This window comes from Arthrobacter sp. CAN_C5 (assembly GCF_017875735.1).
Taxonomy (GTDB): Bacteria; Actinomycetota; Actinomycetes; order Actinomycetales; family Micrococcaceae; genus Arthrobacter_D.
Map to the genome: position 1 here is coordinate 1,757,396 of NZ_JAGGMZ010000001.1, position 15,872 is coordinate 1,773,267.

Below are 15,872 nucleotides of genomic sequence, written 5' to 3' on the forward strand. Positions count from 1 at the left end.
GATTCAGAGAACAACCACGCCGAATCAGACTCTGTAGATTCAGACTCTGTTGAATCTGACTCCGTTGATTCTGGCCCTGTTGAATCGGACTCGGCAGTCTCCCCTTGGTTCGGATCAGCCTCAGCCGGGTCCGTGTCGGTCGTGGGCACCGGCGCCTCGATGACCGGGGCCGTCCACACCGACTCGACACCCAACGGACCAGCCGGCCCATACCCCGAGGAAGAGCCTGAGGAAGCCCCCGTGGACGTATCAGTGGACGTCTCCCCAGATGTCTCCGTGGAAGTATCCGGAGTCCCGCTATCGGAAGCAGAATCCGCGCCAGAATCGGGGGACGATCCCGGTCCGGGAGAAGAAGCTTCACTGCTTTCCATACCTCAATTCCATCACCCGGCACTGACAAAACAAGGGGGAAATCAGGGGTGCTCAAGAAACTTTTTCAACTAATTCTCGAGGCCTGACAAAAGCCAAGATTGCTGATGTTCGAAAGCTCGAGAACTGCCCTTAGAAACCGGGGTCTGAGGAGGATTGGTGCGGAAATTCACGCTAAGGGGTCCGGCGGCTGTTGAATTGGTTGCATGGCGGTCGAGTCTCTAAGTGATGAGCGGCTCTCCGTGGTTCGTGGTGAAAGTCGGGTTCGTGTCGTAGACGTATAGGGGCTCGTGGCCCTGCTGGGATGGATGTTCTTGACGCATTCATCACTGACAGGGCCCACGAGCCTTGATCGAGCCTACTGCTCAGCGCCCTGACGCTGCCACTACTGTTTTCAACCTGCCCGGTTACCGGGTAACTAGCGCGGAGGTCCTTGCCTGCGGGCAGCGTAGAATCCGGGTCGAATCAGTCCTGGAAGCTGGCTGCAGGGGCTGTGGCGTGATCAGTGCCCGCCGGCATTCACGCCGGTTCCAGCGGATTCGTGACATCCGGGTCGCTGGCCCGGTCGAGGTCATCTGGTCCAAACGCAGGTTCTTCTGCGACGAGGCAGAATGCGCCCGGAAAACCTTCGCTGAATCTACCCCGCAAGTACCCGCATACTCGCGGTCCACGGCGAGGCTGCGGGAGGCCCTGACCGATGCGGTGATCGGATCCGGGCGTGCCGCGTCGGAGACCGCCACTGCGTTCGGCGTGTCCTGGTGGCTGGTCCAGCGGGCCCTGGATACCGCGGTGGTGAAACTACCTGACGTGGACTCCCTGGCACCGGTCAGGTTGGGTATCGATGAGCACCGGTTCCGGTCCGTGCGGTTCTTCCAGGACCCCGCCACGAAAGCCTGGACCCGGTACGAACCGTGGATGTCCACCCTTGTCGACCTGGACACCGGGCAGGTCCTGGGTGTCGTCGACGGACGCGACAGCACCGGGGTCGGCGACTGGCTCAAGGCCCGCCCACTGGGGTGGCGGCTCGGCGTGCAGGTCGTCGCAATCGACCCATCAGCGGCGTTCCGCAAGGCGCTACGGATGTGGTTGCCCCGCACCGCGGTCAGCGTCGACGCGTTTCACCTGAGCATGCTCGCGAACGCTATGGTCACCGAGGTCCGCCAACGCCTCTGCCAGGAAGCCAAGGGCCGCCGCGGGCGCGCCACCGACCCGGTATGGGCAAACCGGAGACTACTGCTCAAGGGTACGGAACGGCTCTCGGACCGGGCCCGAAACCGTCTCGAGGTGGTCTTCTCCGTTGATGATCCCACCGGCGGGCTGCAGGCCGTCTGGGAGGTGAAGGAACAGCTCCGGACACTGCTGCACACTGGGTCGATCGCTGAGGCCACCGCGGCGAAGACCGAGCTCGCAAGACTGGTCGACCGTGCAGGCCAGCCCGAGGCCAGAAGGCTCTACCGCACGGTCTGCCGGTGGTGGAACGAGATCGAAGTCCTCATCGTCACCGGCGCCACCACCGCGAAAGTCGAGGCCAACAACACCGCGATCAAGAACATCAAAAGGACCGGACGGGGATTCGTCAATAACTCCAACTACAAAACCCGTATCCTATTGAGAAGCGCCGCTAGAACAGCGGCCTGAACATCTCCTCAGCAGCGGAATTCACCACGAAACGCGAAGAGCCTGATGAGCAGGCCGCTGGGTTCGGCCGGTTCCCTGACGAGGTATCGCGGGAGGACCTGGAACGCTTCTGTTGGTTGGACGATACCGATCTGTCGATAGTGGGCCGCCGCCGGGAACTCATAACCGTCTGGGATTCGCTGTTCAACTGGCAACGGTCCGTGTCGTGGGCCGGTTCCTGACGGATCCGCTGGCTGTCCCGTGGCCGGTGGTCGAGTCCCTGGCCGGACAGTTGGGCATTGCGGACGCTTCCGTTCTCAAGCTTTACGCGCAGCGGGGACAGACCGGTTATGAGCATGCCGAGGAGATCGCCGCCGTGTATGGGTACGTGGACTTCGCTGATCCGGTCAAGTATGAGGAACTGAGACTGTTCTTTTCGGCCCGGGCGTGGACGTCCTCGGAGGGGCCGGTGCGCGTGTTCGAACGGGCTGCGGTCTGGTTGCGTGAGCGGAAGGTCCTCCTTCCAGGTGTCTCCACGTTGACGCGCCTGGTTTCAGAGGTCCGTACCGGCGCGAATGACCGGCTCTATTCCGTGCTGGTTGACGCGGCCGGCCCCGCGCTGGTCCAGGAACTGGAGGGCTTGCTCCGCGTTGAGGACGGCTCAAGGCTGACCGTGTGGGAAAGGCTGCGGACGGGGCCCTCGAGGGTATCGGTGCCAGAGTTGCTGCGGCAGCTGGACCGGCTGGTCCGCCTGCGTTTCCTCGGCGCGGGGACTATTGATGTGGAGACGGTACCCGCGGGCCGGATGAATGCCTTGGCCCGTTACGGGTTGGCAGGCAAGGCATCGGCGCTTCAGGGGTTGTCGGGCCAACGCCGGGGCGCGACACTGCTCTGCGCGGTGCGGGCTTTGACGGCCGAGGTTGCCGATGATCTGTGTGATGCCTTGGACGCGATCGTCTCTGAACGGGTGGTCCGGAAGGCGGCTAGGGAATCCACGGCCACCCGGCTGAAGTCTCTGCCCCGCCTGTCGAAGGCCTCGCTGAAGCTGGCAATGGCCGCGGAAACACTGGTTGAGGTCCTGGGCAACACAAAATTGTCCGGGGCAGATGCCGCGTCGGTGCTTGCCGAACAGATTTCCCTACCCGAGTTGCGCGCCGCGGTGGATGTGGTGACTGAGTTGGTCAATCCGGACGGCAGCGAGGGCGACACCGCGGCCGAGATGATGCGCCGGTTCGCCACGGTTCGTTCGTTCCTGCCGGCGTTGGCATCGGCGGCACCTTTTGGGGCAACGGCAGGCGGTGCCCAGACGTTGGCGGCCCTGGCAGCTTTGCCGGACGTTTTGGACGGCCGCAAAACCGATCCGGGCCAGGTTGATCTGACTGTCCTGTCCCCGGCATGGCAACGCCTTGTCGAGGCTGCGGGAGAGATCAACCGCAAGGCCTACACGGTGGCCGTGATGGACGCCGTCCATAAGGCGCTACGGCGCAGGGACATTTTCGTTGTCGACGGGCGCCGTTGGGGAGACCCCAGGGCACAGCTGCTGACCGACCCGGCGTGGCAGGAGACCAAGACAGAGACCTTGACGGCACTCCAGCTGCCCGAAGATCCCGCGGCCCACCTTGACGGTGCCCGGGAGAGCCTGGACGCCCGCTACCGTGCGGCGGCCGATCAACTGGCAGATAATCCTGCGGTACGAATCGGCGATGACGGCAAGGTTCATCTCTCTCCCCTGGAGGCCAGGACGGTACCCGAGTCCTTGACCGAGCTGCGGGGGCTCGTGTCGGCGATGCTGCCGCGGGTGGACCTGCCCGATGTGCTGTTGGAAGTGCATTCCTGGACAGGGTTCCTGTCAGAATTCAGCCACGTGTCGGAAGCCTTCGCACGGATGGGCCAGCTCAGCGTTTCCGTCGCCGCCATCCTGGTGGCCGAGGCGTGCAACGTCGGCCTGACACCGGTGGTCAAGGACGGCCACCCCGCGCTGACCCGTGGACGCTTGTCACACGTCGATCAAAACTATGTGCGCGCCGATACGCTCCGCGCGGCGAACTCCCGGCTGGTCCAGACCCAGTCCGATCTTGGGCTCGCTCAACGCTGGGGTACCGGCATGCTGGCCTCCGTTGACGGAATGCGGTTCGTGGTGCCGGTCGCCACCGTCAATGCCGGGGCGAATCCACGCTACTTCGGCCAGGGTCGCGGCCTGACTTGGCTGAACTATCTCAACGACCAGGTGGCAGGCCTGGGCGCCATCGTCGTCCCGGGAACGGTCCGCGATTCCCTGCACGTACTAGATGGGCTGCTCGATCTTGACGGGGGCGAACGTCCCGAGATGGTCGCCACCGACACGGCCTCCTACTCGGACCAGATTTTTGGGCTCTTCACCTTGCTCGGATACCGGTTCTCGCCCCGCCTGGCCGGTCTTCCCGATCAACGCTTCTGGCGCATCGACACCACAGCTGACTACGGACAGCTGAATGCCGTCGCCGGACGCAACCGGATCAACCTGGGCCTCATCACGGCGAGCTGGCCGGACATGCTCCGCCTGGCGGGATCCTTGACTGCCGGGACTGTGCGCGCCTCGGAAGTTCTGCGGGTCACTCAGGGCGGCGGAACACCAACCCTGCTCGGAAAAGCGTTGGCGGAGTACGGCAGGATAGCCAAAACCCGGCATCTACTGGACTTCATCGACGTTGACGAGGGCTACCGCCGGCAAATTCATACCCAGTTGGCGCTACAGGAATCCCGGCACGCCCTGGCCAGACTCATTTTTCACGGCCGCCGGGGCCAGATACGTCAGTCCTACCGGGAAGGCCAGGAAGACCAGCTCGGAGCCCTTGGCCTGGTCTTGAACGCCGTGATCCTGTGGAACACCAGGTACCTGGACGCCACGCTCACGGAGCTCCGCGACCGTGGTGCCCGTGTTGCCGATGAAGACGTACAACGCCTCTCCCCGCTGGTCTCGGAACACATCAACATGATGGGCCGTTACACCTTCACGGACGCCCCCGCCGGAGCGCCGCTCCGGCCCTTCCGACACCCGGACGAGGACCGGGAGAGCTGAACGAGGCGCATTGCACTGAACGCAACCCGTCCCGTAGGCGGGACGCCTCAACGTTCCGATAGTCGATCTTCTAGCGAGGCCCCTTCCCTTGAGATCGTCGGTTCGCCTCCTCTAGTAGTAGAAGGGCCGCTTTTGATTCGCCTCGACCTGAACGACGTCGAGACGTGGTTCGGTCAGGAGCGGGTCGATCAGCGCCTGCTCAGCCCCGATGCCGGCCCAGTGGGGATCGACATCCTGGGTGATGCACCAGGCTCGGTCCGAGGGCCAAATGAACGCAGGGGGCGGCATGAAGCAATCCGTTTCCGCCTGCCACGAGTCTTCGATCGCCCCGGAGACAAAGTCCGGTAGCGAGACCCTGCACAGATAGTACTCACGATTTGGGACCACCACACGGGGTGTGCGCAGCACGACGTCGGGGAACGCATGTTCGCCCCACCCGTCCCACATCAGCAGATACCCCTCGATAGGCGAGCCGGTGTGCCGCAGCAACGTCCCAACCGCGGCGCGGAGTTGATCAGTATCTGAAAGGACGTCGCTCTGGCGCGCACCCTCGTTCTCGGACTGACCCTCATAGGCCGGATCAGGGATGAACCGCAGTCGCGCATACGCCGGGAACCCTGGAGGGCCCAGCGTCACCAGGGTCCACCAATGCTCATCGCTCGTCGCGATCCACTCCGCGGCTGCCAAGTCACTGCAAGGGACGAACATCACCCCTCCATTCTCCTGCGCGATAGCCATAGCGGGTCGCGGGATGCCCGTCCCGCATCAGGATCCGCTTCCGGACGTCGACCCGCCGCGGTTACAAGCACCATCGCGCCAACGACGACTTGATCTCTTGGTTCCAGCCCACCTTCGATCAGGCTGCTACGCGTCGAGCGACCCCACTCGGCCACACTTCGATCACAAAACCGCCTCAAATATCATCGCTACTCACACGATGCGCCGTCTTCATGGGGTGTGTCAATAATTCGGTGTAACTAGTTGTGTTGTGGGTTAGCGTCCGACGCTGAGTCGGCCGTTGAAGGTGATGTCGAAGGCGTTAAGAGCAGCCTTCCATCGTTGGGTCCAGCGGGCCCGTCCCTGGCCTGTCGGATCCAGACTCATCACCGCGAGGTAGACACACTTCAGGGCGGCTTGCTCGTTCGGGAAGTGGCCCCGAGCCCGGACGGCTTTGCGGATCCTCGCGTTGACGGACTCGATCGCGTTCGTCGTGCACACGATCCGGCGGATCTCGGCATCGAACTTCAGGAACGGCACGAACTCGGCCCATGCTGATTCCCAGAGCCTGACGATCGCCGGATACTTCTTCTCCCATGCCTCGCTGAACTCCAAGAACCGTTCCTCAGCCTGGTCGACCGTCGAGGCGGTATAGATCGGTTTCAGAGCTCTAGCGATCTTGTCCCAGTCCTGCCGGGCTGCATACCGGAAACTCGCCCGGATCAGGTGCACCACACAGGTTTGGGTGATCGCTTCTGGCCAGAGTGTCCCGATCGAATCGGGGAGCCCTTTCAGGCCGTCGCAGACGACCATGCAGACGTCCTCGACACCGCGGTTCTTGATCTCGGTGAGGACCTGCAACCAGTACTTCGCGCCCTCACCGCCGTCGCCGGCCCACAGCCCGAGAATATCCCGGTTCCCCTCGACCGTGACGGCCAGAGCCACGTAGATGGGCCGGTTCGCCACCTGCCCGTCGCGGACTTTGACGTGGATGCAGTCAATGAAGATCACCGGATACACCGGGTCCAACGGCCGGTTCTGCCACTCGGTCATGCCCTCGATGACCCGGTCGGTGATCGCCCCGATCGTCGTCTTTGACACGTCCGCGCCATACACCTCGGCCAGGTGGGCGCTGATGTCACCGTGGGTCAACCCTCGGGCCGAGAGCGACAACACCATCTCGTCGACCCCGGTGAGGCGGCGCTGGTGTTTGCGGACGATCTGCGGCTGGAATGACCCGTCCCGGTCCCCCGGGACCTCGATCGGGACAGGGCCGATCTCGGTCAACACCGTCTTGGTCCTCGACCCGTTCCGGGCGTTCGAGACGTCTCCAGCGCGTTCGTGTTTGTCGTAGCCGAGGTGGTCAGTGATCTCGCCCTCGAGCGCCGACTCCAGAACCATCTTCGTCAGCTGACCCAACAGGCCGGTCTCGCCGGTCAGTGCCAACCCCTTCTCCCGGGCCCTCCCGATGAGCTGCTCCACGAGCCGGCCGTCCACCACGTCATCCTGCTTCACCGTCGCCACGGCTTCACCCTCCACGTCGATCTTCACGTCACTCATTACGGTTCCTCCTATTCAGGAGTTACACCGAAAATCGTACAGACCCTCTACTGGAAGTTGTCGGGCCCATGCTAGCCGGAGAGGTTAGGAGGGCACTGGACTTCGACGAACTTCAAAGCCAGTCGATACGGCGCCTACCAATCGCGGAAAAGCCACAATTGCGGGCGTTGGTAGAGGGCTTGCGGAAAGCCGGTGTAGCGGCTCCACGCTTATCTCGAGCCGGCATCGGCAAACGGAAGTCCCAGGGCTGGGACGTCACGGACCCCCTCGTTAGCTTGGCGTGGCACACAGTGGTGGTAACCGCCGTCGGTGCGATGGGGCATCGAAGTGACCTCGAGGAACTCCGGCCGGTACTCCTTGCATGGGTTCGTGAATGCGGTTTCGAAGAGCAATGGTGCCGCGACAGCGCCCCCGTCACCCGAGCGGACAACCAAGAGCAGATACCTTGGTCTCTTCCCGCCGACCGGGCGAGCCTCAATTCGACCAAAACCGCCGTGGAGTCCGCCGCCTTCTTTCTTACGTCCGCGCTCTCGGGGATGAGATCCTCAGAATTGCAGGAGCTCCGATTTGGCAGTCGCATGCACGAAGACATGGGAAACGGCATCTTCCGCTATCGGATCTCATCCCGGCGGATTAAGGGACAACGATTCGGCGGTATCGATGATTCGTGGGTCGTGATTGAAGATGTTTACCGTGCCTTGGGGATAGTCGAGTCGCTGCAGAACGCTTCGTCAAGCGAGTTGCTCTTCACAAAGCAGTCGAATTCCGACTCGGTCCGGTACGACCGCTTTCGCAGGTGGATGAACGGACCCAATGGGCAGCGCCTGGGGCTGGTACCGGTTCCCGAAGGGCCCGTTAATCCACGCGCGCTTCGCCGAACGCTGGCGCTATCCATTGCCCAGCGCCCACACGGACTGATGGCAGCGAAATATCACCTCAAACACATCAGCGTAGCGACCACGGAGGGGTATGCGGCACGCCCCGGGGGACACCAAGCAGCTCTCCAAGCCGAAATTTCGGCAGAAGAAGATGCGGAACATTTACGGCTCACCGTCGCCGCGTACGACGACTACAAGCAGGGAAAACTTCCCGTTGGTCGCGGAGCGAAAGAACTGGTCACTCTGTTCATTGCCGTCGATGAAGCTTTGACAGGCCACCAACCCGGTCCCGCTATCGTTATCGATGACCGCCGGGTTGAACGCCTCCTCAAGGTTAAGGCCGAGAGTCTGCACATCGGAGCAGCAAATTATTGCTGGTTCAGCGATCCCAAAAAGGCGTTATGCCTCCAACTGGCTGGGACGCCAAACGCAAAAGCACCACTCATCGGGCTCTGCGATTCGGGACGCTGTCCCCAAGCGACGCATCACGAGGTACACCGCGAAGCCTGGGCAAATCACGCCGAAGCGACCCGCACGGTCTTTCTGGGCAACCCTCGGATTTCCAAACCTGAACGCGGCCGAGCTCAGGCGACCTTGGACAGGGCCAATCGGATCCTCACTGAAATAGACAACGCGACAGTCGCTCAAGGACCCCTCACATGAAATCGGAACGACTGCAGGTAGAGAACCGGATCCGTGCAGCTATCCGACAGTTGCTGGAAGGGGAGGTCCCGCTCGGAATGAAACGCGACATTACCAGCCTCTGCTCCATAGCGAACGTGTCTCGCGCCACCATGTATCGGACCTATCCGCATCTCAAAGCCGAGTTCGAGCAACAGCGGTTTCTGAGGGACCAAGCAGGGCCGAGCCCCGGTAGCACACCGGAACAAGAGCAGAAGCTGCAAACCGAAAGGGACAGGCTCCAATTCCGCCTCGCAGAAATGGCAAGTAAGGTCCGTGAACTGGAAAATTTCAAGGAACAGGCGCTTTCAAGGCTGGCAGCCCAGAACGAGGAACTTCTGCGTCTGCGATCCAACAGCACGAACGTAGAGAACAAGGTTCAGAGCATCCGGTGAGCCCAGACACGTCGCAGTCCTGCTCTGATGGCGCTGCTATCTTCGGTTGACGACCCGCTATTCAGCGTTCTGCGTCGAGTCCTCTTCACGCAATGACACCAACGACCCGTCGGCCATCACCGATTCAGGGGGTCTTGGCGGCAGGTGCCTGTACAAGCTCGATCGAGTGATTCCTGTCTCGTCGACAATTTCGGTGATTGACCGTCCGGCGTCGCGTAAGTGTGCGGCATAGGCAAGCTTGGACGGATCGACAACGGAGGGCCTGCCCACTCTTTTGCCTTGGCTCGTAGCCACCGACCGGGCATGAGATGCGCGCTCAATAGCGTAGGTTCGCTCCATTTGCCCGAACAACGCCAGCATGACCAGCGCTAGTTGCGACATTGGGTCATCCGGTTTAGCCGAATCCACCCTGATGGGATCGGCTAGGTTACGCACCCCAATGCCCCGTTGGGCCAGATCGTGAATCATGTTCAGGGTATCGCGGACGGCGCGGCCGAGGCGGTCGAGGGTGTGTACTACGATGACATCTCCATCGCGGGCGTAGGCCAATGCTGTGTTGAGTCCTACCCTGTTGGTAGTTGACCCAGATTTCTTATCCACGTAAATGCGCTCACGAGCAATCCCTACAGCTCGGAGCGCATCTATTTGCCGATCGAGGTCCTGTTTGGCTGTCGAGACACGGGCGTAGCCGAGATCCATCTGCCCACCGTACCGGATGTCAGTTCCGTACGCACCATTTGGGACCTATTTATGGAATTAGTTGTGGAACAGCAAATGCCGCATACATTACGGGGAAAGCGTGATTGCTAAGAGTGTTCCACTTCTAAGGAAGTGGGACGCGCCTAATAAGGCCGTGGATTGCTTCACATGTGGTGAGCACCAATCCAGGCTGGGCTGCGCAGACCCGGAAGGAGTACCGTTTCCGGTCCATCCACGTGGCCAAAAACCTGGGCTGGAATGGCAAGGTCAAAAGCGACGGCACGCGGCAGTGCCAAAGCGACGACTCGGTGCATGGGGCCACTGAACTAACGAATGCACCAGCGAGCAGGATCCTTTTCATATGAGGCGTTTTTGTTATGCCCCGCACCTACCGGTAAATGACAAAATGACAGCATGGTGATTTCCGGTTGGAAAAGAATGACGGCTGCCGTTCCTTTAGGGCAGGATCGTCCGCGTGGCGTTGGTCCCGGGCGGGGGCGCCTCAGCTGGGTGGTCGCCGGCGCACTCATGGCCGGTTTCCTCGCCGCCCTCCTGCTGGCGGCGGCCCCCTTCATCCCCGCGACGGAGAGCGGCGTGACCGGGGGCATCCTGCTGGGGTCCTCCCTAGGGTGGGCCCTGCTGGCGGTGCTGTCCGTCCGATTCACGGACCAGCCGCAGCGGTGGGCCGCAGCTCCCGCATTGTTCCTGGGGTTGGGCGGCCTAGTCCTGGCGGTGTTCGGCGCCCCGCTGCAGGAGGCACTCGCCTGGGTGTGGCCTCCTGCCCTGCTGGTGCTCGTGGTCTGGATGATCGTCAGGATCCGCCGGCAGCTGCTCAACCGGAGCGCGCGCGTACTGCTCTATCCCGTGCTCGCGTTGCTTGTCCTCGCGTCACTGGCGAGCGGGTACGAGACCGTGCGCGGAGCCCTCACGGCCGGGACCTCTCCGGGGCAGGGGCGGTTGATCGACGTCGGCGGCCACCGCCTGTACCTGGACTGTACCGGCTCGGGCAGCCCTACCGTGGTGATCGAACCCGGTGCGGGTCTGACGTCTTCGGACCTCGCCCTGATCGCCCCGACCGTGGCCAGTGACACCCGGGTGTGCGTTTATGACCGGGCAGGGCGCGGGTCGAGTGATCCGGCAACCGCCCCGCAGGACGGCGCGCAGATCGCCGCCGACCTGCACACGCTCTTGGAGCGCGGCGACGAGTCTGGACCGTACGTGATAGCCGGTCATTCCTTCGGCGGCCTCTACGCGCTTACCTTCGCTGCCCGCTATCCGGAGGAGGTTGCGGGGCTGGTGTTGGTGGACTCGACCGCCCCGGCGTCCGACCCGGCACCCGACACCGCAGAGCCCGCGCGACCCGATGACACCACGCGTCGTCTCTCCGCATTGGTCGGCGCCGCAGGACGGTTCGGTATCGGCCCACTCCTCGGGGTGGAATCGGGCGACCATCTGCGGAGCACGGTGGACGAATACCTCGTCGCGGGGTCCTCGGTCCAGCAGGGCGCCGCCCTGAAGACCTTTGCGGACAAGCCGCTGGTGGTCCTGACGGCGGGTAGCGGCACCAGACCCGGGTGGACTTCATCTCAAAACGCCCTCGCCACTCTGTCGACCAACACACTGCACCGTACCGTCATCGGCGCCACGCACGGGTCCTTGCTCGACGATGACCAGGACGCCGCGGAGACCGCCCGGGGCATCCTCGACGCCGTGACAGCAGTACGGAATGAAGAGGGCCTGCAGTGAATGGCCTCAAAACATACACCCATAGGAATGACAGAGAACGCGAACGAGTTTCCGAGTCGGGCAGTCATTTACGAGTAAAGGATTACCGTTTATCCGGCACCGGCTGGCAAAGAGCGGGGATGTGGCTAGTCGTAATTGGTGTACTGATCTGCGTTGCACTGACGTTTTCGACCACGAGAGCTCACGCGGGCGCGCCGGACACCCTGGACATTGCTGCGATCGACGGGTTTCTCGAAAACCAGATGCGCTCGGCAGCGATCCCGGGTCTTGCTGTGGCAATTACGCAAGGTGATCGGGTAGTGCACGTCCGTGGGTTCGGCCATGACTCACAGGGACGGCCGGTAACGGGCGACACCCCGTTCCGGATCGCGTCGTTGAGCAAGTCGTTCACATCACTGGCGGTACTCCAGCTCGTCGACGCCGGTCTGGTCTCGCTGGACGACCCGGTTATCGCACATCTCCCTGAGTTCCGCTTGAACGACCCGCGCGGGTCCGACATCACCGTCCGGCAACTGCTCGACCACACGACAGGACTTGCCGACAGCACCAGTCCCGATCTCAGTCGCAACCAGCCGGACACTCTCGCCGAGGCAACTGCGGCCCTCACCGCTGTGGACCTCGTCGCCATGCCCGGAGCCCAGTGGAACTATCACAACCCGAACTACGAAATCGCCGCACGCCTCGTGGAGGTCGTCAGTGGAGAGACATTCGAACACTATCTTCAACGCCACGTTTTCCAACCCATCGGAATGATCTCAAGTGTCACGACGAAAACGGACAACGAACGAGTCGAAGGGCTCGCAGACGGGCATGTCGCACTGTACGGGACGCCAGTCGGGATGCGGGGGCCAGGTCTATTTGCTGCGGGGTCCGGGGGCGTGGTCAGTACGGCCTCCGACATGGCTCGGTGGCTTGCGGTGCAAACGAATTACGGGATGTCTGCCGACGGCAGCCGTATTTTATCTAAGCAAGGGCTGATTTCGATGCACACCCCGAGCGCACCAAACGGGTACGCTCTCGGTTGGGATACGGACGGACCAGTCGCGGCACCGACTCGTCTGGAACACAGCGGCAACTTGCTCACGTTTAGCGCTTTTCAGGTGCTGTTGCCTTCCGACGACATCGGTGTCGCGTTGCTGTTCAATAGCAGCACTGCATTCTTGGACGAGCAATCAGCCATCATCTCCCGCGTCATCGACCTTATTGAAGGCGCTGACGTCCCACCGAGCGATACGTTGACACGCACCAACGTTATGAATGCAATTCTTGCCCTGCTCACCGTCGTCGGCGTGGCTCTAGGAGCTCGACTTACAATGCTTTCACGGCGCTGGGCCAGTAGGAGCGGTGCATCCCGGACACGCTTGGCGCTAAGCACTGTCCCGTTTGTTGCGGTAGTGGGGCTATGCGCGGCGTTTCCGCGCCTAGCCGAGCTGGCTTACGGCCGGGAGGTGACCTGGGTCGCCGCCGCCTACGGCTGGCCGGCCCTGGTGATCTTCGTCCTTTCCACAGGACTGGCTGCGCTCATCGTTCTGAGCACTCGAGTGTTGCGCCTGCATCAACGCAGGCGCGCTTCGAAACACCCGGCAACGGCGGGGCGACCAGTGCCGCCGCCTATGTAGCACCACCACCTAAACGCATAACCCCACGATGGCTAACTTGCTCGCCGATGGGTTCAACAACCTAGGCCCACACCGCATCGATAGGGAAGAGCCATATGCCACCCAATGAAGTTCGAGCCACGCCACGACCGACCCGTTCACCGACAGACGTGCCAACGGCCGCCATAGTTTGGGGAGCAGTCGTCGGAGTAGGGCAAACCGCCGCACCGCTGGCCGCATGGTGGCTCCCACCGTCCGCAGTCTATGCTTTGGCTCTTGCCGTGATCGCCTCGGCCTATATCGGATTTGCTGTGGCCGACGGGCGTATCCGCGTGCTCCTGATCGAAATTGGAGTCGCCGCAGCCTTCGTCGTGGTCGCTGCAACAGCGATCACGGGATCAGCATGGATCATAGTCGCCTCGCTGACCGCGCACGGACTGAAGGACCTGTGGCAACACCGCACGCAATTCGTACGTAACACACGGTGGTGGCCACCGTTCTGCGTCACTGTCGACTTCGTCGCCGCGACGATTCTTACAGTAATTCTCCTTAGGTAGTAAGTACCGATGGGTGATCCCGCGTAGTCCCCAGGAGACTGGACTGCGATCTCCAAGAACAAGCGCTATTAGGACGACTCGTCATCGCCCCGAAGGGCTGCATCTCGTCACAGCACTTCGCGTGCTCGTTCCGTGTCACGACTCAGGCTTCGCTTGCGTGCCTGCTCGCCGTGGGAGCATCCTTCAACGTCGGTTCGTCGGTGCGAGCTGAATTGTTAAGGGGATAAGCACGCGCCGTCACAATGGACTAAAGATCAGCACGTTAGATCAAGCAACACCAAAGAAAAGACTCAGCAGAATTGAGCACCATACCGTGAAGTTCTTGGACCAGCATCTCTCCTGCATTGATGAGAGAAAGGAACATGGATATTCCCAAAAAAAGACTCAGGCCGACCAGGGAATTCAGTATACTCGGGCACTCCAGTTGGTAGCGCTCTGCCTTACTACTAACACCCAGGCACTCGAGCATATCCGTCACAATGGACTGTACGAGGACGACCTAAACGCACTCCGTTGGATGCAAACATCCCTCGATGACATGCTTGCCACCATTCACGGGCTCTTGCAGGCGCACGACCATCGCTATCCCCAGTAGATGCATACGTACGGCCTCTAAAGTCGATGTGTGTGCTCCGTCGCAAAGCGACTGGGCTGCCGCGGGGATTTCGGACAGTGGGCCCTCATAAAATGAGGGTCTACCGAAAGTAGAGATCAGCATGACCGCATCACGTAGACGATTTACCCAGGAGTTCAAGGACGAGCTGTGCCGCGAGGTGATCAATACTTCCAAGCCGATTAAGGACGTGGCCACCGCGTACGGTGTCGGCCCTGAGACGCTCCGCAACTGGTTGATCAAGTACCGCGAGGCCAACGGCGGCACGGAGACGGATCTGACGGTAACGGAACGGGCAAGGCTGAAGGAGCTCGAGCGTGAAGTTCAAGAGCTGCGGGCGGAGACTGCGTTCTTGAAAAAAGCCAGCGCTTACTTCGCGCGGGAGCAGCGGTAGTGAGCAAGTATGAATTCATCGATTCCCAAAAAGCTGAGCGGGCCAATCTGAATTCGGTGGTGAGAATGTGCCGCTGGTTGGCCGTCTCGACGTCCGGTTTCTATCACTGGGCCACCCGTCCGCAATCGGCCACAGCGGCCCGACGCGAGGCCCTGACCGCCCGGATCCAGCACTACTTCGAGGACTCCGAGGGGACCTACGGGTACCGGCGCATCCACGCCGATCTCGCCGCGGAAAAGACCGAGTGCTCTCCCGAGTTGGTGCGGCAGATCATGCGCTACGAAGGCCTGGTGGCCTGTCAGCCACGCCCGTTCCGGATCACCACCGAAGCTGACGCCGACGCGGCCGCGGGCATGCCCGACCTCGTCAAGCGCGACTTCACCGCCGACCGCCCCGGGGTGAAGTTCGTCGGCGACATCACCTACATCCACACCTGGCAGGGATTCGTCTACCTCGCCACCGTCATCGACTGCTACTCCAAGAAAGTTGTCGGCTGGTCCATCGCCGATCACATGCGCACCGAACTCGTCGCCGACGCACTCAAGAACGCCGCCGCCACCACCCGGATCGAGCCGGCCGCAATCTGGCACTCCGACCGGGGCAGCGTCTACACCTCGACCGATTTCAGGGCCCTGGTGATCGGTCTGGGCATGCGATCCTCGATGGGACGCACCGGTGTGTGCTGGGACAACAGCATGGCCGAATCGTTCTTCTCAGCCCTGAAAAACGAACGCGTCTACCGGACCGTTTACGCCACCAAATCCCAGGCCCGCAACGACGTCATTCGCTACATCGAAGGGTTTTACAACAGCCGGCGCCGTCACTCCGCGCTCGGTTACCGGCGGCCCAACGAAGTCCACTATGGTTATCAACAGCCAACCTTGGCAGCGTAGAAGAATCCACTAATTCCGCTGTCCGAAATCCCCGCAGCAGCTCAGACATACACCTACTTTGGGACTGCCCACGGTTTGGTTGACTCGTGGGATTGAT

The 15,872-nt window shown here is 61.9% G+C and carries 10 protein-coding genes and 1 pseudogene; 8 read left to right on the forward strand and 3 right to left on the reverse strand.

All coding sequences use genetic code 11. The annotated features are described in order from the left end of the window. Positions 1 to 717: 717 nt before the first annotated feature. Positions 718 to 2,007 (forward strand): ISL3 family transposase, encoded by a 1,290-nt coding sequence (locus H4V95_RS08320; protein ID WP_209729825.1) that lies wholly within the window; start codon positions 718 to 720, stop codon positions 2,005 to 2,007. A gap of 2 nt (positions 2,008 to 2,009) precedes the next feature. Then, positions 2,010 to 5,044 (forward strand): annotated as a pseudogene (locus H4V95_RS08325) (Tn3 family transposase). Between the two features lie 111 nt (positions 5,045 to 5,155). Here the strand turns inward: H4V95_RS08325 and H4V95_RS08330 are convergent. Both H4V95_RS08330 and H4V95_RS08335 read right to left on the reverse strand, forming a co-directional pair. After that, a complete protein-coding gene (locus H4V95_RS08330) occupies positions 5,156 to 5,752 on the reverse strand; it encodes a hypothetical protein (protein ID WP_209729827.1) in 597 nt (198 codons plus the stop codon). Between the two features lie 285 nt (positions 5,753 to 6,037). After that, positions 6,038 to 7,321 (reverse strand): IS256 family transposase, encoded by a 1,284-nt coding sequence (locus H4V95_RS08335; protein WP_245345628.1) that lies wholly within the window; start codon positions 7,319 to 7,321, stop codon positions 6,038 to 6,040. A 290-nt stretch (positions 7,322 to 7,611) separates the two neighbouring features. Here H4V95_RS08335 and H4V95_RS08340 point away from each other — a divergent pair, with 290 nt between their 5' ends. Continuing rightward, positions 7,612 to 8,862, forward strand: coding sequence for a hypothetical protein (locus tag H4V95_RS08340; RefSeq protein ID WP_209729829.1), 1,251 nt, complete (start codon positions 7,612 to 7,614; stop codon positions 8,860 to 8,862). Continuing rightward, a complete protein-coding gene (locus H4V95_RS08345; protein WP_209729831.1) occupies positions 8,859 to 9,275 on the forward strand; it encodes a hypothetical protein in 417 nt (138 codons plus the stop codon). Before H4V95_RS08340 ends, H4V95_RS08345 begins: the two co-directional genes overlap by 4 nt. A 57-nt stretch (positions 9,276 to 9,332) precedes the next feature. Here the strand turns inward: H4V95_RS08345 and H4V95_RS08350 are convergent, their stop codons facing one another. Further along, positions 9,333 to 9,974, reverse strand: coding sequence for a recombinase family protein (locus H4V95_RS08350; RefSeq protein ID WP_209729833.1), 642 nt, complete (start codon positions 9,972 to 9,974; stop codon positions 9,333 to 9,335). Between the two features lie 414 nt (positions 9,975 to 10,388). Here H4V95_RS08350 and H4V95_RS08355 point away from each other — a divergent pair, with 414 nt between their 5' ends. The 4 genes from H4V95_RS08355 to H4V95_RS08370 all read left to right on the forward strand — a co-directional run bounded on the left by H4V95_RS08355 (position 10,389) and on the right by H4V95_RS08370 (position 15,775). Beyond that, entirely contained in the window at positions 10,389 to 11,720 is a 1,332-nt protein-coding gene (locus tag H4V95_RS08355; RefSeq protein ID WP_209729835.1) for an alpha/beta fold hydrolase, read from the forward strand. Next, positions 11,717 to 13,339: a serine hydrolase gene (locus H4V95_RS08360; RefSeq protein ID WP_209729837.1), complete on the forward strand. Its 1,623-nt coding sequence runs from the start codon at positions 11,717 to 11,719 to the stop codon at positions 13,337 to 13,339. The genes H4V95_RS08355 and H4V95_RS08360 overlap by 4 nt, the downstream gene beginning before the upstream one ends. Before the next feature lie 260 nt (positions 13,340 to 13,599). Continuing rightward, positions 13,600 to 13,875: a hypothetical protein gene (locus H4V95_RS08365; protein ID WP_209729839.1), complete on the forward strand. Its 276-nt coding sequence runs from the start codon at positions 13,600 to 13,602 to the stop codon at positions 13,873 to 13,875. 716 nt (positions 13,876 to 14,591) lie between these two features. Further along, a protein-coding gene (locus H4V95_RS08370) for an IS3 family transposase (protein ID WP_209729841.1) occupies positions 14,592 to 15,775 on the forward strand; the annotation gives its coding sequence in 2 pieces (ribosomal slippage) (positions 14,592 to 14,853 and positions 14,853 to 15,775; 1,185 coding nt in all). The last annotated feature ends 97 nt before the right edge of the window (positions 15,776 to 15,872 follow it).

Excerpts from the sequence above, each read along its gene's own strand:
- H4V95_RS08330 (WP_209729827.1), bottom strand. The coding sequence starts at position 5,752 with ATGTTCGTCCCTTGCAGTGACTTGGCAGCCGCGGAGTGGATCGCGACG.
- H4V95_RS08350 (WP_209729833.1), bottom strand. The coding sequence starts at position 9,974 with ATGGATCTCGGCTACGCCCGTGTCTCGACAGCCAAACAGGACCTCGAT.
- H4V95_RS08335 (WP_245345628.1), bottom strand. The coding sequence starts at position 7,321 with ATGAGTGACGTGAAGATCGACGTGGAGGGTGAAGCCGTGGCGACGGTG.
- H4V95_RS08345 (WP_209729831.1), top strand. The coding sequence starts at position 8,859 with ATGAAATCGGAACGACTGCAGGTAGAGAACCGGATCCGTGCAGCTATC.
- H4V95_RS08355 (WP_209729835.1), top strand. The coding sequence starts at position 10,389 with ATGGTGATTTCCGGTTGGAAAAGAATGACGGCTGCCGTTCCTTTAGGG.